The 20107-nt window shown below is 66.8% G+C and carries 14 protein-coding genes; 8 read left to right on the top strand and 6 right to left on the bottom strand.

Annotated elements, in window-relative coordinates:
- Positions 1-13 precede the first annotated feature (13 nt).
- The 5 genes from PKE80_RS13870 to pdxR all read left to right on the top strand — a co-directional run bounded on the left by PKE80_RS13870 (position 14) and on the right by pdxR (position 5444).
- The gene (locus PKE80_RS13870; protein ID WP_271182982.1) at positions 14-1933 is read left to right on the top strand and encodes a linalool dehydratase/isomerase domain-containing protein; all 1920 of its coding nucleotides are present in this window, start codon (positions 14-16) and stop codon (positions 1931-1933) included.
- A gap of 6 nt (positions 1934-1939) precedes the next feature.
- Entirely contained in the window at positions 1940-2332 is a 393-nt protein-coding gene (locus PKE80_RS13865; protein ID WP_271182981.1) for a hypothetical protein, read from the top strand.
- A 94-nt stretch (positions 2333-2426) separates the two neighbouring features.
- Positions 2427-3593 carry a PepSY-associated TM helix domain-containing protein gene (locus PKE80_RS13860; RefSeq protein ID WP_271182980.1) on the top strand — a complete coding sequence of 389 codons (1167 nt, stop codon included), beginning with the start codon at positions 2427-2429 and terminating at the stop codon, positions 3591-3593.
- A complete protein-coding gene (locus PKE80_RS13855; RefSeq protein ID WP_271182979.1) occupies positions 3590-3772 on the top strand; it encodes a hypothetical protein in 183 nt (60 codons plus the stop codon). The genes PKE80_RS13860 and PKE80_RS13855 overlap by 4 nt, the downstream gene beginning before the upstream one ends.
- Before the next feature lie 211 nt (positions 3773-3983).
- Complete coding sequence (gene pdxR, locus PKE80_RS13850) at positions 3984-5444, top strand: MocR-like pyridoxine biosynthesis transcription factor PdxR (protein ID WP_271182978.1); 1461 nt, start codon at positions 3984-3986, stop codon at positions 5442-5444.
- A gap of 10 nt (positions 5445-5454) precedes the next feature.
- Here pdxR and PKE80_RS13845 read toward each other — a convergent pair whose 3' ends face one another.
- Positions 5455-6048, bottom strand: a complete 594-nt coding sequence (locus PKE80_RS13845; RefSeq protein ID WP_271182977.1) for an FMN-binding negative transcriptional regulator — start codon at positions 6046-6048, stop codon at positions 5455-5457.
- Positions 6045-7736 carry an amidohydrolase gene (locus tag PKE80_RS13840; RefSeq protein WP_271182976.1) on the bottom strand — a complete coding sequence of 564 codons (1692 nt, stop codon included), beginning with the start codon at positions 7734-7736 and terminating at the stop codon, positions 6045-6047. The genes PKE80_RS13845 and PKE80_RS13840 overlap by 4 nt, the downstream gene beginning before the upstream one ends.
- Before the next feature lie 285 nt (positions 7737-8021).
- Here PKE80_RS13840 and PKE80_RS13835 point away from each other — a divergent pair, with 285 nt between their 5' ends.
- Positions 8022-10712 carry a TonB-dependent receptor domain-containing protein gene (locus PKE80_RS13835; RefSeq protein WP_271182975.1) on the top strand — a complete coding sequence of 897 codons (2691 nt, stop codon included), beginning with the start codon at positions 8022-8024 and terminating at the stop codon, positions 10710-10712.
- Between the two features lie 198 nt (positions 10713-10910).
- Here the strand turns inward: PKE80_RS13835 and PKE80_RS13830 are convergent, their stop codons facing one another.
- On the bottom strand, positions 10911-14192 hold the full coding sequence (locus tag PKE80_RS13830; RefSeq protein WP_271182974.1) for an amidohydrolase family protein: 3282 nt from the start codon (positions 14190-14192) through the stop codon (positions 10911-10913).
- Positions 14193-14310: 118 nt separating this feature from the next.
- On the bottom strand, positions 14311-14751 hold the full coding sequence (locus tag PKE80_RS13825) for an Lrp/AsnC family transcriptional regulator (protein WP_271182973.1): 441 nt from the start codon (positions 14749-14751) through the stop codon (positions 14311-14313).
- A gap of 148 nt (positions 14752-14899) precedes the next feature.
- Here PKE80_RS13825 and ocd point away from each other — a divergent pair, with 148 nt between their 5' ends.
- A complete protein-coding gene (gene ocd / locus PKE80_RS13820) occupies positions 14900-15946 on the top strand; it encodes an ornithine cyclodeaminase (RefSeq protein WP_271182972.1) in 1047 nt (348 codons plus the stop codon).
- A gap of 135 nt (positions 15947-16081) precedes the next feature.
- Positions 16082-17656 (top strand): amidase, encoded by a 1575-nt coding sequence (locus PKE80_RS13815; RefSeq protein WP_271182971.1) that lies wholly within the window; start codon positions 16082-16084, stop codon positions 17654-17656.
- 49 nt (positions 17657-17705) lie between these two features.
- On the opposite strand, the gene PKE80_RS13810 is transcribed toward PKE80_RS13815, so the two are convergent.
- Positions 17706-19400 (bottom strand): M61 family metallopeptidase, encoded by a 1695-nt coding sequence (locus PKE80_RS13810; RefSeq protein ID WP_271182970.1) that lies wholly within the window; start codon positions 19398-19400, stop codon positions 17706-17708.
- Between the two features lie 217 nt (positions 19401-19617).
- The gene (locus PKE80_RS13805; protein ID WP_271182969.1) at positions 19618-20094 is read right to left on the bottom strand and encodes an Lrp/AsnC family transcriptional regulator; all 477 of its coding nucleotides are present in this window, start codon (positions 20092-20094) and stop codon (positions 19618-19620) included.
- Positions 20095-20107: the final 13 nt, after the last annotated feature.

The raw sequence follows: 20107 nt of genomic DNA, 5'->3' as shown, positions 1-20107 counted from the left end.
ATGGGAGAGCAGCATGGCCACCCGACTGACTGAAGGCACGAGCGGTGATCTTCGCGCCGCAGGGCCCAGGATCGTATCGAGCATACCCCCGATCCCGCCGCGCGAGCGCGCGCACGGCCCGCTGACGACGCGGCGGCTGCGGCGTTTCTACCTTGGCCTTGCGGTGGTCTTCGCGCTGGCGGTGCTGCCGGTTGTGCTGGGCATGAGCGCGCAGTGGAAGGCCTTCGGGCTGGGGCTGATCTTCCCCGGCGGCGGGTTCCTCTATGCGGGCGGCGTGATCGGCGTGCTGGGCGCGCTGGCCTCGATCGCGGCCTTTGCGGTGATCCTGTTCATCTGGTGGGCGCGCGGCCCGATCATCGCGCCGCCCGGCGTGCTGATCGGCACCGCGCTGCTCTCCGCCGCGTGGATCGAGGGCCGCGAAGGCGTCGCCTTCGTCGAATATGCGCTGCCGGCGGGCGTGCTGGCGGCGTTCGGCATCATGGCGCTGAAGCGCCGCACGCACTTCGCCCGCCAGCAGGCGCGGGGGGAGGAACTCAACCGCGTGATCGCCCGGGCCGAGCCGATCCTGCGCGATGCGCCGGTAGAGGCCGGGCCGGAGATGCCCGAGGGCCAGATCGGCGAGTACCGCCGCATGCTCGACCTCGCGCTGCAGCCGGTGGACAGCTGGACCGGGTTCTCGACTGGCGACACCTGGCAGGACGGCGCGCTGCGCTATCAGATCTGCACGATGTCGTGGAATCTCGCCTTCGGGCAGTACACGCAGTTGCCCGCGTTCCACGGCTACCTGAACACCGCGCAGGAAAACCTGATCCGCAAGCACGTGGACCGCAAGACGTGGAACTACTGGTTCTGGGAAAGCCTGTGGGGCAACCTGAAGCTGGAGAAGAACCCCGTCGCCACCGACAACATCATGCTGTCGGGTTTTATGGGCGTCTCGCTCGGCCTGTTCGAGACGGCCAGCGGCACCTCGCCCTTCGCGGGCAAGGACGCGCTGACCTTCCGCTGGGACGAGAAGACCGCGTTCCCCTACAGCCACGAAACGCTGATGGACGAAGTGGTGAAGAACTTCCGCCGCTACGACATCGGCTGGTTCCCGTGCGAGCCGCGCTGGATCTATTCGATGTGCAACCTCGTGGGCCGCACCGCGCTGGCGCTGCACGATGCGCGCAACGGCACCGACATGATCGGCAAGGTCGGCGACCGCTTCGAGCAGGCGATGGAGCAGGAAATGATGATGGCCGACGGGCGGGTGAAGGTCTGCACCTCGTCGCCCTTCGGCTTCACCGTGCCCAGTCTTTCGGGCCTGTTCGGCGAGACATGGGGCATCCGCTTCCTCACCCCGCACGCGCCCGATCAGGCGGAGCGGCTGTGGCAGGTGCTCAAGCAGGACTTTATCGCCCGCCGCCCTGACGGTACGCTCGATTTCAAGCTGCTGCCGCTGGGCTGGGACACGCGCAAGCCCGCCAACTTCTCGTTCGCGCAGTGGCCCGAACTGAACCCGCTGACGATGGTGCTGTGGGCCGCGCTGGAGATGGGCGACGAGGAGATCATCGCCGCCACCCGCGAGAGCATCGACGCACAGTACAGTCCCGGCATGGCCGATGCGCTGACCTGGACCCGCCGCAACACCGTGCGCGACATGGTCAACAAGGGCCTGCCGGAAGCGTGGAAGACCGGCCCGCTGCTGGTCGAGGCGTGCTATCCCGAAACCATCGTCACCCGCGCGGTCAGTGACGGGCGCGACTTGTCGCTGGTGCTGCGGGCGGGGGAAGGCCCGGCGCGTGTCAGCCTCGGCTTCGCGCGGCTGGTGCCGGGTACGCGCTACCGCGTGGTGCAGACCGGGCAGGAGCTGCAGGCCGGGCCGGACGGCAAGGCCGCGCTGGCGTTCGACCTCGACATGCGTAGCGAACTGCATCTGGTTTCGGTAAGCTGACGCGCCATGTCCTGCTGTATCCTCGCCGCTTTGCTGATCGCCCATATTATGGCGGTGCTGCGGCGCTGGGCGGTGTTCCTGGGGCTGGTCCCGCCCCGTGAGTACGACGATGCCGACACGCTGCCCGGCCGAATGCGGGCGTGGTCGGCAAGGCCCAAGGTGCGGGCGACACTGGGCGTGCTCGTGGCCGTGGAGCTTCTGGCGGGCGGCACCTGGATCTACGCGGAGCATGGCACGCACCTCTATCGCCTTGGCGACCAGGCCTATTCGGCGATGCGCGGAGAGCGGGTCATCTATAGCGAGGACTGCGGCAAGCCCGGAGAGCGCTATGCCTTGCGCATGGTAATCGACGAAAGCGGCAGGGTGATCCGGAACGAGCGGGTGTCGGCGCAGTCATGACCGGGGAATTGGCTGGCCGCGTGGCCTGAGTTGACACCAGGTTCGCCGCTCCATAATGGCGATTGATAATCGTTCGCAAAAAAATTTGAAATTTATGACGAGTTCCACGATCCGCGCCTGGTATCTGATCCATAAGTGGACCAGCCTCGTCTGCACGATGTTTCTTCTCATGCTCTGTATCACGGGGCTGCCGCTGATCTTTCACGACGAGATCGACCGGCTGGCCGGGGATGCAAGCGCTTATGGGCAGCCGGGCGTAGGTTCCTCGGGGAACGCGCCGGGCCTGCTTCCGCTCGACGAGATGATGCGCCGGGCGCTGGCTGCGCGTCCGGGAGAAGTCCCGCTGTTCATGGCGTTCGATAACGATCAGCCCGCGATGACGATCACCACCGGCCCAAGGGCGGACTCGCCCGGAGCGGAGATGACCATGCAGGTCTTTGACCGTTCCACCGGCCGCAAGATCGGGCAGGAAGACGAGAGCGGCGTGATGCACTTCCTGCTCCAGTTGCACACCGACATGTTCCTCGGGCTGCCCGGCATGCTTTTCCTTGGCGCCATGGGGCTGCTGTTCACGGCGTCGCTGGTGTCCGGAGTGGTGCTGTATGCGCCGTTCATGCGCAAGCTTGCCTTCGGAACCTTGCGCACGTCGCGCAGTTCGCGGCTGAAATGGCTCGATTATCATAATCTCATCGGAATCGTGGCGTTTGCATGGATGACGGTGGTGGGCGTCACGGGCGTCATCAACACGCTTGAAAATCCGATCAACAAGCTATGGCAGCGTAATGAACTGGCGGCCATGACCCGCGAATACGCGGGCAAGGGCGCGCTTGCACCATCTCGCTATGGTTCGCTGGACAAGGCGATGGCCGAGGCCCGGCAGGCATTGCCCGGCAACAATCCGCAGTTCATCGGTTTTCCCGGCGGGAGTTTCAGTTCGAAGCACCACTATGCCGTCTTCTTCCAGGGCGACACGCCGCTGACCGAGCACCTGCTGACACCGGCCCTCATTGATGCGGAGACCGGCACTTTCACGGCCGCGCGCACGATGCCGTGGTACAACAAGTCGCTTTCGCTCTCGCGCCCGCTGCATTTCGGCGACTACGGGGGGCTTCCGCTCAAGATCCTGTGGGCGGTGCTGGACCTCTTCACGATCGTGGCGCTGGCGAGCGGCATCTACCTCTGGCTCGGCAAGCGCCGCGCCTCGGCATCCGCACATGTGCGCGAGGTCGAGTCAGGCGGCATCGCGGTGCCTGCGGCATGAAACGGGCGCGCCGGACATTGTGGGTGATCTTCGCCGTGCCTCTGGCGATCGGCTTTGTGAGTTGCGCCGCGCTCGTCCTTGCCCTGACAGGAGACGGATGGCGGGACACGGTGTCATGGGCCGGGCTGGCCGTGCCCGTCCTTGCGGTGGCCTGGGCAATGAAGGCCCGCCGTTCCTGAACGTCCCGCGCAGGTTCAAGCTGTCGGCTTCGATCCCTGCAAGGAACATCGCCATGGCCCGCTATGGAGCGATGCCGGGCCGAAATGTGCCTCTAGCGAACGATGCATACGTTTGTGCTGGGGAGGAGGGGCGACGGGATGGTTGCCATGGCCCCTTCCGCCTGGCTAATCCGCCGTGATGAACGACAGTTCGCATGGAGGCCGCTGAGCCATGTTGCGTCCCTGGCAGATCAGTCTCAGCCAGCGCATCGACGCTGCGCGTTCCGAGCCTGTCTACATGCAGATCATCCAGGCGGTGATCCGCGACATCGAAAGCGGGCGGCTGACTTCCGGCAGCTACCTGCCGAGCAGCCGTGAACTCGCGGCAGGGCTCGGCGTCAACCGCAAGACGGTGGTTCTCGCCTACGAGGATCTTATCGCACAAGGGTGGCTGTCGTCGGCAGGCACGCGCGGCACGATGGTCTCGACCGCGCTTCCCGATCCTGCGGGCACCGTGGCTCCGGAAGGGTCCGAGGCATCCGGCCAGGCCGAGTATCGCTTCATCCCCGGGCCCGAGCACCCGCTGGCGCTGCCGGAGGGGCGGGGCGTCAAGCTCGACGAGGGGGCACCGGACGGGCGGTTGTTCCCGGTGGAATTGCTGTCCCGCGCCTATCGCGGCGCCGCCCAGCGGCTCACGCGGGCCAACGGCTTGCAGTACCGCGATCCGCGCGGCGCCCCGGCCCTGCGTAAGAGTGTGGCGGCAATGCTCAAGAGCCAGCGCGGCCTGCCGGTGACGGCGGACAACATCTGCATTACGCGCGGCAGCCAGAACAGCATCTTCCTCGCCGCCAGCCTGCTCATCCGGCCCGGCGACGCGGTGATCGTCGAGGAACTGACGTACGAACCTGCCGTCGCTGCCTTCGCTGCGCGCGGGGCGAAGATCGTGCCCGTCGGGCTCGACCATGATGGCATTTGCCTTGAAGACGTGGAAGCCGCCTGCCGCCGCAACCGGGTGGCGGCGGTGTTCGTGACGCCGCACCACCAGTTTCCTACCACGGTCGCGCTGCGGCCCGAGCGACGCCTGCGCCTGCTCGACCTTGCGCGCCAGTTCGGCTTCGCGGTGATCGAGGACGATTACGATCACGAGTTCCATTTCGCCTCGCAGCCGCTGCTGCCGATGGCGGCTTATGCGCCCGGACGGGTGATCTACGCCGGATCGCTATCCAAGCTGCTGCTGCCCGCCCTGCGCATCGGCTATATCGCCGCGCCGGTCGAAGTGATCGAGGCGCTGGCGCACATCGTCTCGCTGGTCGACGGCATGGGCAATACGCTGACCGAGCATGCCGCCGCCGAACTGATCGACAGCGGCGAACTCAGCCGCCATGCCCGCAAGGTGCGCCAGATCTACGCCGGACGCCGCACCGCCTTCGCGCAGGTGCTCGACGACACGCTCGGTGACAGGGTGAAGTACGAGATGCCGCCGGGCGGCCTCGCGTTCTGGCTACGTTTTGCATCCGACGAAATTCTCGACCGGATCGAGGCCGGGGCGGCGGGCGCGGGCCTGCGCTTCGCTTCGTCGCGCTCGTTCCAGACCCGCGCGGACGCGCCGCGCGGATTACGGATCGGCTTTGCCAGCCTCGACGAACGCGAAGCGCGCGGGGCGCTGGAAGCGCTGCGCCAGTTACTGGATTGACCCTGCTGGATTAACGAGGCTCGTTGGCTTCGCGCATCGCTGCCGTCAATTCCGGGTCGGCATGCCCCGCGAGGATCTGTGCCAGGCTCTCCGGCCGCTCGTCCTGACCCAGCTTGAACGTCGCGTCGCACGACAACACCCTGGCCCTGAAGGCGATGATGTGGCGGCTCATCGGCTCGTAGCGTTCGCCCATGGCGGCCACGGTCCAGCGGTCCGGGCGATCACCTTCCATGTGCGCGATCAGGCGGTCGAGCGCCTCGCCGTTCTGGTCGGCCGCGAATTCCACTTCCACCTCGAGCCGGGCGACCGCATAGTTCCATGTCGGTGCCCATTGCGGCTGGGTGACCAGTTCGGGGGAGATGTAGCCTTCCGCCCCCTGGAACAGCACCAGCGCGCGGGGGTGTGCCTTCAGCGCCTCGACTTGCGGGTTGCGCAGCGCGAAGTGGCCGACAAGGGCCGCGACGCCGCCCTCGTCGTCGAGATCGGCGACCAGCGGCAGCGGCGTCGCATGGAACGAGGGCGCTCCGGAAACCACCCATGCAAGGGGATGATGAGCGACGAGGGCCGCCACTTCGGCGGCGTTTCGCGGGGACCAGGCGGTCATGCCGAAGCCGCCGTGAAGCGCTCGCGGCCGCCCACGAAGGTGCGCAGCACCTCGACCTTGGGCAGCTTTTCCGGATCGATCGCAGTCGGGTCGGCGTCGAGCACGGCAATGTCGGCGAGGAAACCGGGCGCGATCCGGCCCAGCCGGTCCTCCTGGAAGCCCGCATAAGCATTGGCCACCGTGTAGGCGTGCAGCGACTGCTCCACCGTCACTTTCTGATCGGGCAGCCAGCCTTGCGGGTTCGCGCCGTCGATGGTCTCGCGCATGACGGCGGCATAGATGCCCTCCATCGCGCTAAGCGGCGCTACCGGCCAGTCCGAGCCGAACGTCACCGTCGCGCCGCTGCGCATCAGAGAGCGGAAGGCGTAGGTGCCGTTCAACCGCTTCTCGCCGATACGCTTGACCGCCCAGCGGCCGTCATCGACCGCGTGATAGGGCTGGACCGAGGCGATCACGTTCTGCTTCGCGAAGCGCGGGATCGTGGTGGGCGCGATGTGCTGGGCGTGCTCCACCCGGAAGCGGCGATCGCGCTTGCCGTTCAGGCGCTCGGTCTCGGCATAGACGTCGAGGATATCGTCGTTCGCCTCGTCGCCGATGGCATGGACGGTAACGTGCAGGCCGGCGCGGTCGGCTGCGATCACCTTCTCGCGCAGTTCGGCCAGCGGCATCGCGCGCACGCCGCGGGTGTGCGGGTCGTCGGTGTAGGGATCGTGGAACAGCGCCGTACGCGCGCCGAGCGAGCCGTCCACCAGCGCCTTGACGGCGCCCCAGCGCAGCCAGTCGTCGCCGCGCCCTTCGTCCTTCACCAGCGCCGCCATCTTCTCCCAGTCACGCAGCGGCACGAAGCTGTAGAAGCGCATGTCCGTCTCGCCCTTGGCGCGCAGGCGGCGCAGGCCCTCGAAACAGTCCCAGTCGAAGGGATCGGGTACGTGGACCTGCGCGAAGCCGTGCTTCAGGCCGTGGGCGATGCCGCCGCGCAGCGAGGCTTCGACCTGCTCGGGCGTCAGCGGCGGGATCACGCGGTTCACCAGCGCCTTGGCGTTGTCCTTGACCACGCCGGTCGGCTCACCCTTCGCGTCGCGCACGATCACGCCGCCTTCCGGGTCCGGCGTGTCACGGGTGATGCCTGCCAGCCTCAGTGCCATCGAGTTGCACAAGTAGCTGTGCAGGTCGGTGCGGGGCACCGCGATGGGCGTATCCGGGCTGACCGCATCGATCCATTCGCGCGTGGGAAGCTGACCGCCGAGGCGCTGTTCGTCCCACGATCCGCCAAGTAGCCACTGGCCGGGCGCGGCCTTCACGGCGGCAGCGATCCGGGCGACGAACTCGGCGCGATCCTTCACGCTGAGCAGGTCCGGCCGGGTGAGGGCGTTGGAGCCCATAAGGAAGTGGGTGTGATTGTCGGTGAACGCCGGCAGGGCGAAGGCGCCGTTGAGGTCGATCACCCGCGTCGAGCGCGCCATGCGTGCCCTGACCGCGTCGGCTCCCACCGCGACGATGCGGTCTCCGACAATGCCGATGGCGTCGGAGCGCCCGCCCGCGCCCCCGGTCCAGACCGAACCGCCGACCAGCGCGACGTCGAGCTGCCCGGCATTGCGTGCGGCACCGGCAGCGAAGGCATGGCGCGCGAACGCGGCTGACCCCAGCAGAGCCGCGCCCGAACCCAGAAATCGACGACGATCGAACATGACGCTCCCCTTGCCTGTGCGTGTTGCCTGTGCGTGCAGATGCCCCATTCGCCTGCACGCCCGGTCCCGCCAACATCCAATACCACACACGACCAAGGGACCAATGCGCGGGCTGGCCCCTTCCACTGGTCCCCGCATCGCTGCCGGGCATTGGTCCCCTCGACTTCCTCAAAGTGGATGTTCCTCCCGGACCGCGCATGCGCTTCACCCATTTTCAGCCGCGAGGCCCAGCCTCGTAGCATTGTCAGATCGTCCCCGAGGGCGACCGCGAACAGGGATACATTGATGGAACAGATTTTCCGCGCACGCCGCCGGTCGATTCTGGCGGGCACCGCGCTTGTCGCACTGAGCATTTCGGCCGGTCCGGCGCTCGCCCAGACTGCTGCCCAGTCAGGCGACGACAGCGCTGCATCTCCGCAGGGCGACATCGTCGTCACCGGATCGCGCATCGACCGCCCCGGCTACGAATCGCCGACGCCGCTGCTGCACATGTCGCAGGAAGACCTGCAGGTCGTGAGCCGCACCAACATCGGCGCGGCGCTGGCCGACCTGCCGCAGTTCAAGGCATCGCAGTCGCCGCAGACCTCGGGCACCAATGCGCAGGCGGGCCGCTTCCCGGTCAACATCCGCGGCCTTGGCGAGACGCGCTCGCTGGTCCTCGTCGACGGACGTCGTCTGGTCAGCGACAACGATCTCAACACCGTGCCCTCGATCATGGTCAAGAGCGTGGACATCGTCACCGGCGGCGCTTCGGCGGCGTGGGGTTCGGACGCGGTCGCGGGCGTTGTCAACATGATCGTCGACGGCGAATACGAAGGCGTGCGCCTCGGTGCCGAAGGCGGCATCTCGTCGCGCGGTGACGCGGGCCAAGTCAAGTTCGAGGGCAAGTACGGCACCAGCTTCGCAGGAGGCCGGGGCCACTTCGTGATCGGGGGCGAATACCTCGACAACAAGGGCATCCCGCGCAAGACCGACCGCGAGAACACCGGCCGCTTCGCCATCATCAACAACACGCTGACTTCGGACGTCGGTTCGGCCACGCGCCTTGTCGGCGGCTATGTCACCTCGGGTCCGGCAGGCCTTCGCGGCATGGGCTTCAACCCCGATGGCAGCCTGCGCACGCCCGACATGGGCACCATCGTCGGCACCAACATGGTCGGCGGCGAAAGCACCTCCGACGACGACCGCAGCCCGCTGATCACGCCGCAGAAGCGCTACACGGCGATGGCCAAGGCGTCTTACGAGCTGACCGATACGCTCAAGCTGAGCGCTGACCTGCGCTATTCGCGGTACTACAACAGCTATACGTGGTTCGGCGATCACACCAGCAGCGTGACCATCCGGGCCGACAACGCCTTCCTGAACGACGACGTCAGGCAGATCCTTGCCGATGCGAACGCCAGCAGCTTCACGATGGCGCGCTATAACGCGGACCTTTCGTACAGCACCATCAACCTCGACCGCCGCAGCATCCAGGGCACGCTTGCCCTCGACGGCAGCTTCGGTGACGGGCGCTGGCGCTACACGGCCTATTACAGCCACGGCCAGTACCGCAACAAGATGGACACGCCCGGCTTCCTGATCGCGAGCAACTTCGCCAATGCGGTGGATGCGGTGATCGATCCGGCGACGGGTCAGGCGGTGTGCCGTTCGGGCGCGGCAGGCTGCGTGCCGCTCAACCTGTTCGGCGAAGGCGCGCCCTCGCAAGAGGCGATCGACTACGTCACCGGCACCCCGCGCTCCAACAGCGTGAACCGGCTCGACACTTACGGCGTCTCGCTGCGCGGCGAGCCGTTCGAGTTGCCCGCAGGCCCCGTGTCGATTGCGATCGGTGCGGAAGGGCGCAATCTGGAAACCAGCTCGACGATCGGCGAACTGGATGCCGCCCGCGCTTTCTCGACGTTCTACTTTACGTCGCTGCAGGGCAAGTACGACGTGAAGGAAGCGTTCGGCGAAGTGGTCGTGCCGGTGATCCGCGACGTGCCGCTGCTGCGCAAGCTTGAGCTGAACGGCGCCGTGCGCGTGTCGGACTACAGCACCACCGGCAGCGTCTGGTCGTGGAAGCTGGGCGCGACGAACGAGTTCCTGCCCGGCGTCATCGGCCGCGTCACCCGTTCGCGCGACATCCGCGCGCCCAACATCAGCGAACTCTACTCCAACCGCACGGTCAGCTATGTCGGCGTGATCGATCCGCAGTACAACGGCGATGGCAGCCGCAGCATTCTGGTCTACGGCGGCGGCAATGCCTCGCTCCGCCCGGAAAAGGCGGATACGTGGACGGCGGGCATCACTGCCGCTCCGCTGCGCGGCCTGACCGCCTCGATCGACTACTTCAATATCGCGATCAAGGACGTCATCACCAGCATCGGCGCGCAGGTTCTGGTCGATCGCTGCAACAGCGGTAACGCCAGCCTGTGCGATTATATCACGCGCGGCAGCGACGGCAGGATCGTCAGCGTCGCCTCGTCCTCGGTCAACCTGTCGGAGTTCAAGTCCGACGGTATCGATGCCGAAGTGGCCTATACGATGCCGGTGAACAACGACGCCAACGGGCGGGTCACCTTCCGCCTCGTCGGCACCTGGGTGAACCGCTTCACCACCGACGACGGCGTCACCAAGGTCGACTACGTGAAGTCGCAAGGCTATGCCTTCGTCAACGGCGTGCCGCGCATCCGCGCCAATGCCTCGGTCGGCTATGCCAGCGACGGCTTCAGCGGTCTGGTGCGTGCACGCTACACTTCTGCGGGTCTGTGGGACGGTACGCGCCCGACGATCACCAACGGGCGCATCCCGGCCTATACCTACATCGATCTGCAGCTCAGCCAGAAGGTGCCCTTCGGTGACGGCCAGCACTTCGAGCTTTACGGCAATGTGTCGAACCTGTTCGACAAGAACCCGCCGCTCTACTCGAACTTCTCGCCGTACTACGACGTCATCGGTCGCTACATGACAGTGGGCGCGCGTCTGGAGTTCTGACGCGGGGGCCTGAGGGCGCACGGAAAAGGCGGCGGGTTTGGCACCCGCCGCCTTTTTCATGCCCGCAGTTCGCGAAGAGCCTTTACCACCCACCCCTTTCGTCATTGCGAGCGCAGCGAAGCAATCCAGGGCGGCTCAAGACTGCCCTGGATTGCTTCGCTGCGCTCGCAATGACGAGGTTGCGTGCCCCGCGCCGCGTCAGTACTCGAACGACGCGGCGTTGCCCTGCTTCTCCTCGAAGGCCGCCGCGGTGCTGATCGCGTGGGCGACCTCGCGCTTCGACATGCCCTCGAACCACTGGGCGTCGCGGCTCTGCACGCGCGGCCACTGCTCGTTGAGGGTCGCGGCTTCGTAGAGGCGGCCGTTCTGCATCACCAGCGAGAGCGAGCGGGTGTTGCGGATGTCCGCCAGCGGATCGCGGTCCAGCACCAGCAGGTCGGCCAGCTTGCCCGGCTCGATCGAGCCGAGATCGAGCGCTCGGCCGATCACCTCGGCCGAGCCGATCGTCGCCGCCCGCAGGATCTGCGCCGCGCTGGCCCCGCCCGATGCCATAGCCTCCAGTTCCCAGTGGTAGGACAACCCCTGCACGACGCTGTGCGAGCCGACGCCCAGCAGGCCGCCCGCCTGTCCGACATCGCTCGCCTGCTTTGCGAACAGAGCGAAGCCTTGCCCATCGGCGCGGTTCCACTGCGCCGAATCGCGCTTGCCCGCGAAGACGAATTCGGGAACGAAACGGCTCAGCTTTCCGTCGAAGTCCTCCTGATGACCCGCCGCCATCGCGCCCAGCGGCCCCGGCGCGCCGTAGAGCACCAGCATCGTCGGCACCGTCGAGATGCGCGATCGCACCAGCATCTGCTTCACGTCGTCATGCAGCGGCGCGATCGGCAGGCTGTGTTCGTTGCCCGCGTAGCCGTCGAGCATCTGCGTCAGGTCCAGCCGGTAGTCGCTGGCGCCTTCGGTCGTGGGCATCAATCCCAGCGCCTGCGCGCCTTCGATCAGGTGCCGCCGCTCTGCCCGGTCGCCGACCATGTACTCCTTGATGTTGGGGGTGCGGTAATAATCCGAATAGCGCCGCAGCGTGGCGATCGCCTCTTCGCGACTGGCCATCGGGCTGTTGCGGAACACGCCCTCGCCGGTGGAGAACGCGCGCTCACCCACCATCAGACCGGCGTCGATCATGTCGGCATAGCCGAACACGTCCGGATCGAACGTCTGGACGTCCAGCCCGGCGGTCACCCCGTAGGCTAGGTTGGCGGAGAAATCCCAGTGCCCGATGTCGAGGATGCGGCGCCGCGTCTCGAACCAGTGGGCATGGGCGTCGATGAAGCCGGGCAGGATGACCTTGCCCGTCATGTCGCGGACTTGCGTGCCTGCGGGTATCTTCAGCGTGCCGCGCGGCCCGACCCCGGCGATGCGGTTGTCGACGATCAGGACGTCGGCATCGTCGATGACCTGATCGGCCTTCATGGTGATGACCTTCGCCCCGCGCAGCAGCAGCTTGCCCCGGGGCACGTCGCGCGGGAGCACGACGTCCATCGCGATGCCGCCCGCCCGCTTCTCGATCGCGGCAGGGGCACCGTCCTGCGCGGCGGTTACCGGCAATTGCCGCAAGGTCGAGCCGACCGACCACACGAGCGAGCGCATGTCGGGCGCCCAGTCCATATAGTCCGCGCCGATGGCAGTGATACGCCGCGCTTGCGCAGCCGCATCGGTGACGGTGATGGTCGGCGCCGCGTCGTCCTTCGCTTGCGGCACCGGCACGAGGTAGAGCTGCGAGGCCAGCCTCACCAGCGCGGTGCGGCCATCGGCGCTCAGCTGCGCGTTTTTGAGCGGGGCGGGCGTGTCGAAATACTGGCTGTCGGGGCGAGCGATCAGCTTGACCAGATGCCTTGCCGGTTCCTCGGCATCGACCGCGTGCGAGGAAATCCAGCCATCGGCGTAATAGCGCACGCGCGCCGGATCGGGATCGCGCCGCAAGTCCATCGCCGCGCCTACCTCGCCAAGCGAGTGCATCGGCCCGCCGTCCACGGGTATCCGCACCAGCGTCGAGGGCATCGGCCCAAGGCTTTCGGCCGAACGGTAGAGCCGGTCATGCTGACTGGCAGAGAACGCGACCACGTCCTTGCCGCCGGCAAGGAACAGTGGTTCCGAATAGAAGGCTGTCTGCGTCGTGACCCGGCGCGGCGCGGTCTTGCCGTCCGCAGCCGCTATCCAGACGTGGCCGCCTTCCTTTGCGGTCCAGGTGACGTAAGTGACGAAGCGCCCGTCGTCCGACCAGCTCGGCTGCCATGCGGCGCCCGGGACGTCGAGGCGGCGGGGCGTCGCGCCTTTGCGGTTGGCTGTGATATAGATACGGCCCACGGCGCCGAAGACCACCTGCCTGCCGTCCGGAGACAGGCGCGGGGTCTGGATCACGCGAACATGGACGGGGCCGGTATCGACCCGGTGCTGGCGGCGAAGCGGCGGCGGCATCTCGTGTCGCACATGCGCCTCGAACGGAATGTCGACGAGTGCGCCTCCAGCAAGGTCGATGCGCTTCAGACCACCGCCGAGCCCGAGATAGATGCTGCGGTCATCGGCGGAAAACACCATGCGCGGCATCACGTCGACGTAATAGCCGCCGGACTGCCCATCCGGATCGAGCGGGGCATGGATCGGCCGGTCGCTCCCGTCGGTCAGGTCGTGCAGGCGCAGCACTGTCCGCTCGTTTTCCCGCGTCACATAGGCGAGCAGGCGGCCGTCGTGCGACAGTACCGGCCGCATCCCGCCGCCGGGTGTGGTCAGGACTTCGTGCTGAGTCCGGGTGGCGAGGTCGAAGCGCGCGATCGTCCAGTGCGGCAGGGGGCCACTGGACCAGGTCGTGCCCGCCTTGGTCGCATAGTACAGGCTCTTGCCGTCGGGGGAGGCGACCACGCCCATCGCGTTGCGCCGCTGCGGATGCGGATCGTCACCATGGGGCTGGGCCTTCACCAGCACGTCCGCCTTGCCGCTCGCGGCGTCGAAGGACCACAGTTCGAACGCCAGCAGGCCCCAGATCATGCGCGAGACGTAGAGCGTGTGGCCATCGGGCGACCAGGCGGGAGAACCGTAGTGCGGCGCGCCGCTATTCTCCTGCGAAACGCGGCGGGCGTTGCTGCCGTCCGCATCGGCGATCCACAGGTTCTCCCGCCCGTCGCGGTCGCTCACGAAAGCGATGTGGCGGCCGTCGGGGGAGAATACGGGCTGGGTGTCGAATGCCGCGCCCGTCATCACCGGACTGGCTTTTCCGCCTGCGGAGGGCAGGGCGTAGATGTCGCCGAGCAGGTCGAACAGGATGGTGTTCCCGTCCGGCGAGAGGTCCAGCGCGGGCCACGTGACTTCCCGGGTGTCGTACTCGATGATCCGCCCGGCGAGCGGCGGCAGCGTATCCGCCCAGACCGAAGGCGCCACCGCCATTGCCGCGCATGCCAGAACCGCCGAACCTGCCAGCCACTTGTTCACTGCGTCACCTTTCCGCGATTATCCATGACACGGTTGCATCGCCTTTCGTCGCCTTGCGCGAAACATCCAGTTTCCGCAGCGGGACGGGTCCACCGGGCGGATGCTTGCGCCGCTCGCGTCAGACCGTGCTCAGCAGCAGGCTGGTTTCGCTGTTCAGCACCCCGTCGATCATGCGCACCTGTCGCAGCACCCGGTCGAATTCCGAGAGGCTGCCGGTACGAATGTCGGCGACGAGGTCCCAGTTGCCGTTGGTGGTGTGCAGCGCATGGATCTCGACCATGCCCCGCAGCTTCTGGATCACCTGCGTGGTCGACTTGCCGGTGATCTCGATCATCATCACCGCGCGCACGGAAAGATCCTCGTAGTCGTCGCGGACCCGGATCGTGAAGCCCAGCAGCGTTCCGGTATCGATCAGGCGGTCCAGCCTGCTCTGCACGGTGCCGCGCGCCACGCCCAGCGCGTCGGCCAGTTTCGACAGCGAAGCGCGCCCGTCTGCGCGAAGGTGGCCGATGATACGGCGGTCGAGGTCGTCAGGGATGAACTTGGCGGAAGATGACAAGAGTTGATGGCCTGAAATCGAGCATATTGTATAAATGCGCTGATAAAATTGTCCAAAGTTCATCGGTTTGCAAGGCGGTATGGCAATTTTTACCAGCAGGGCCTCGCTCTACGATCGTCCTGCCCATTCACCATCAGGATACGAAACCATGGCGCCGCAGCCTTCCCCGCTTGCCTTCATCCCCTTCGTCAGCGTCGAAAACATGATGCGCCTCGTCCATCATTTCGGGATCGAGACGGTGCTGCATGAACTGACCGATGCGATAGAGGCCGACTATTTGCGCTGGTCCCTGTTCGAGAAAGCGCCGCGGCTGGCCTCGCACTCGCAAGAGGGCGTGATCGAACTGATGCCCACGTCCGACGGCGAGGCCTATGCCTTCAAGTACGTTAACGGCCATCCCAGCAACACCGCGAAGGGTTTGCAGACGGTTGCAGCCTTTGGGCTGCTGGCGCGCGTGGATACCGGCTATCCGCTGCTGCTGACCGAGATGACGCTGCTGACGGCGCTGCGTACTGCGGCGACGTCCGCGATGGTGGCGCGCCGCCTCGCCCCGGCGGACGCGCGGGTCATGGCGATGATAGGCAACGGCGCGCAGGCGGAATTCCAGGCGATCGCGATGAAGGCCATCGTCGGCATCGAGGAAGTGCGCCTCTACGACCTCGATCCCGAGGCCATCCGCAAGGCCGCGCGCAATCTGCAGGGCAGCGGCCTCCGGGTCGTGGCCTGCGAAACCTCGCAGGATGCGATCGAGGGCGCGCAGATCATCACCACCTGCACGGCAGACAAGGCCTATGCCACCATCCTGTCCGACAACATGGTCGGCTCCGGCATCCATATCAACGCGATCGGCGGCGACTGCCCGGGCAAGACGGAACTGCACCGCGACATTCTCGACCGCGCGGCCACTTTCGTCGAATTCGAGCCGCAGACCCGCATCGAGGGCGAGATCCAGCAGATGGAGGCGTCCTATCCGGTGACCGAATTCTGGAAGGTTCTGAGCGGCGAGGCCGAAGGCCGCACCGACGCGCGCCAGATCACGCTGTTCGACAGCGTCGGCTTCGCGATCGAGGATTTCTCGGCGCTGCGCTACCTGCTGGGCAAGCTGGACGACACCGCGTTCTTCCAGCAGCTCGACATCATCGCCGATCCCGACGATCCGCGCGACCTGTTCGGCATGCTGCAGCGGGCGGCCTGATCGGGCTTCGGCTCGACCCCGGGACTACGTGACTTGCGGCGGGGGAGTGGTCCCGCGCCGCAAGTCATCTTGGACCTTTACCATCGGGTGGTCGCCGTGAAGAAGCGGGCAGATTGGCAAATGGAGATGAAGACGATGGGCGAAGCGACCCTTGACGGTACGACGGCGACCCGCCGAACCGTGCTGACCGGCGCAGCCACGGCACTGGGCACCATGGCGGCACCGGCGCTCGCACGGGTCGCCGAACGGCGTGGGACGGGATCGAACGAGATCGTGATGATGAATGCGACCGACCTGTCGGCCGCGATCCATCGCCGCGACTTGTCCAGCCGCGAGGTGATGACCGCCCATCTGGCGCAGATCGACCGCCTGAACCCCCGCTTCAACGCCATCGTTTCGCGCGTGGACGGTGATGCGCTGCTGCGACAGGCTGCCGCCATGGACGAGGACGCGGCGGCGAACCGTTTCCACGGGCCGCTCCATGGCTTTCCCCATGCGGTGAAGGACACTGCCCCGGTCAAGGGCATTGCCAGCACGCAGGGTTCGCCGATCCTGCGGGACAACATTCCTGCAGCCGACAGCCTCGTGGTGTCGCGCATGCGCAAGGCCGGTGCGATCTTCCTCGGCAAGAGCAACGTACCCGAGTTCGCGCTGGGATCGCACAGTTACAATCCGGTGTTCGGAACGACGCACAACGCCTATGCCTACGGCCGCGCAGCGGGCGGCAGCACCGGCGGCGGCGCGGTCGCGCTGGCGCTGCGGATGGTGCCGGTGGCGGACGGCAGCGACTTCGGCGGGTCGCTCCGCAACCCGCCCGGCTGGAACAACGTCTTCGGACTGCGTCCCTCGTTCGGCCGGGTTCCTTCGGTGCCCAACACCGACCTGTTCTGGCAGAACTTCGCCACGTCGGGGCCGCTCGGCCGAACCGTGAGTGATCTTGCGATGCTGTTTTCGGTGCAGGCGGGCGGCGATGCGCGCGCACCGTTCTCTCTCGGCGATGATCCGGCGATGTTCGCGCGTCCGCTCGATCGCGACTGGAAGGGCGGCAGGGTCGGCTGGTTGGGTGATCTCGGCGGTGCGCTGCCGATGGAGGCCGGCATCATGGAAACCTGCACGAAAGCGCTCAAGGCATTCGAGGCGATCGGCATGACCGTCGAGGAAGCGACCCTGGCCGAACCTGCTTCCGAGATGTGGCGTACGGCAGTGGCGCTGCGGCACTGGTCGGTCGGCGCCGATCTCCAGGGATTCTACGACGATCCCGCCAAGCGGGCGCTGATGAAGCCCGAAGCGATCTGGGAAGTCGAGGGCGGCATGAAGCTGACCGGGCCGCAGCTTGCCAAGGCGTCGGAAGGCCGCACCCGCATCTACAATGCGTTCGCCGCAGCCTTCGAGAAATTCGATTTCCTGGTGCTGCCCAGCGCGCAGGTCTTCCCGTTCGATGCCAGCGAGCACTGGCCGACCGAGATCGCCGGAAAGGCCATGAACAGCTATCACCGCTGGATGGAAGTTACCCTTCCCGCGACGATGGCGGGCCTGCCTGCTCTGGCGGTTCCGGCCGGCTTCGGCGGTGCGCGCAAGCTTCCCATCGGTCTTCAGATCATCGGCAGGCGCCATGCGGATCTGGCGGTGCTGCAAGTCGGCCATGCTTACGAGAAGGCATCGCCGTGGATCGCCGCGAGCCTGCCATCCGCCCTGCAGGGACTGCGCTGAACGATAATTCCGTCGATCCGCGTGCCGCCATGCGGGTCGGCGGCGCGTTTCAGCGCGCCGCTTCCCACTGGTAGGCGGACACGGTCTCTCCGCGAGGTTGGTAGCGCAGATGCAGTTCCTCCCCGGCGCGCTTCACGTCGAGGGAGAGGAAAGCCTGCTGGTCGCCCTGCAAGCCGTCCTGTGAGAACGTGTTGAGTATCTCGTCGCCTTCGCGCAGTCCGGCGGCTTCGGCATTCGAGCCGGGAATGATGCCCTTCACGATCTTCGGGCGTGCCAGCAGCGAGGCCGGGTCGAAGCCGAGGTCGAAGCGGCGCAGCGGCTTCTCGATGCGGCGGAACTGCGGGCCGAAGGTGTCCGACGGCGGCAGCACGACGCCGCCCTTGAGCATCGCCTCGAACGCGGCGATGCCCGTGTCGCCGAGGTCGGCTTTCAGCAGGCGGCGGTACAGCGCTTCGTCCATAGGCCGCCCGGCGCGGCGCTCGGCCAGCATCGTGCGCACCAGATCGTCGAGCGAGCGTTTGCCCCCCGACGCCTGGCGGATCGCCGCGTCGGTGGCGGCGAAGTAGAGCGAGCCGCGATCGTAGGGCAGCACGCGGATCCGCGTGTCGCGCCAGAAGCCCGCCGGGATATCGGCGTTGGGCACACCGATCTTGATGTTGGTGTAGTAGCGCGCCGCCGTCTCGTTGAGGTCGGCGAGGAAATCCTCGGCCGAGATCAGGCCCGCGCGGTAGGGCAGCAGGCGCTGGTAGTGAACCGCCAGCCCCTCGCCGAACCACGAGCGGTCGAGCCCGCCCGCCGCATCCATCGAGGCGTCGAGCGAATTGACCCAGGCATGGAGCATCTCGTGCGCCAGCAGCGAGCGCAAGTCGGCGGGTTTGGAGGTGTGGTTGAAGGTAAAGGCGAAGCTGTCCTTCAGGCCGATGCCGCTGCCCGGGTTGCGCTGGTTGGTCCGGCCGAACACGCCGAAGCTGGGCGGGGTATAGCCGAAGAACGCGCCATAATGGCGGTGCAGGTCGCCGGCCCATGTCATCAGCGGCGCCATCGGGAAGGGCGGAATGCCCTGCCATGCGGCGAAGAAGCCGTCGTTCGCGGGCGGAAACACGCCGGGCTGGCCGCCCATGTAGTACATGTGCGCCAGTTCCGAAGCGGGCATCGCCTTGCGCGCCGTCGCGTTGCCGACCCCGAGGCTGGAGACGCCCTTGCCGTTCGGGCCGTAGGCGGCGAAGTTCCACGTCACACTGGCACGGCGCGGCGTCTCGTCATCGGGCAGGATCAGGAAGGCGTTGCCCGCCGCCGAGAAGCCGCCCAGTTCGGTGCGCATCTCGTACTGCGGCAGGGCAAGCGGCGGCGCGGCGGCGTCGATCGGCACGCGGTAATGCACCTTCAGCGCGCCCTCGACGGCACGCGGCGCGCGCCACAGGCGGGTGCGGTTGGAGCCGTCCTCCTCGACGTCCTCGACACGCGTGGTAAGCGCGCCGCGCCGGTCGCGGACGGTGAGGCCGGTGATCGCAGCGCCGCTGGTGACCACGGTGTTGGCGACGAGCGGCAGGCGCAGCAACGGTGCACCCTCGGCGCGGGACATGCCGTCTGCCACCACTGTCACGTCAACATAGGGCACGTGCTGCTCGGCGTCGGGCTTTGCTGGCGCGAGCGTGACGCGCAGCGCAGGCTCGGCGGCGGCCCCGGCGGCAGGCGCACAGGCCAGCGCGGCCAGCAGGGGTAGGGCGATACGGCGATCGGGCATGGTGTGCTCCTTCTGCCGGTCAGTCTATCGGCCCGCGGCAGCGAAAGTTTCGCATAGATGGGCGCCCGATTGCCTCGCGAAACATCATTTATGCACAGGGTCGGGGCATGAAGTCGAAAACCACTTCGTCATTGCGAGCGTAGCGAAGCAATCCAAGGCAGTCTTGAGCCGCCCTGGATTGCTTCGCTACGCTCGCAATGACGACAGGGAGCGGATCTCAGGACGCCGACGGCAGCGGCAGTCGGTGGGTGCACTTCATCTCCGACAGCGTCGCGGTGGAGCGGATGTCCTCTACCCCCGGCAGGCGCAGCAGGCGGCGAAAGGTGAAGTTCTGATACCACGCCATGCTCGGCGCCAGCACCTTCAGCATCACGTCCATCTCGCCGAACAGGGTATAGGCCTCAGTGATCTCGGGGATGTCCTCGACCGCGCGGATGAAGCTTTCGCGCGCCTCGTCGCTGAGGCGGCCCATCTTGAGCTGGGCGAAGATGTACATGCTTTCGCCGAACTTCTCGCGGTCCAGCACGGCGACCTGCGCCTTGATGTAGCCTTCCTCCTTCAGCCGCTGGATGCGCCGCCAGCAGGGCGATTGCGACAGGCCGACGCGCTCGGCGATCTCGCTCGACGATTCCGAGGCGTCGATCTGCAGCCGGTCGAGGATCTTGAGGTCGAGCCGGTCGAGTGCTTCCGCCATGATTATGCGCCAT

The organism is Novosphingobium resinovorum (assembly GCF_027922145.1).
GTDB classification, from domain to species: Bacteria; Pseudomonadota; Alphaproteobacteria; order Sphingomonadales; family Sphingomonadaceae; genus Novosphingobium; species Novosphingobium resinovorum.
This window is presented reverse-complemented; position numbering and strand designations above follow the sequence as displayed.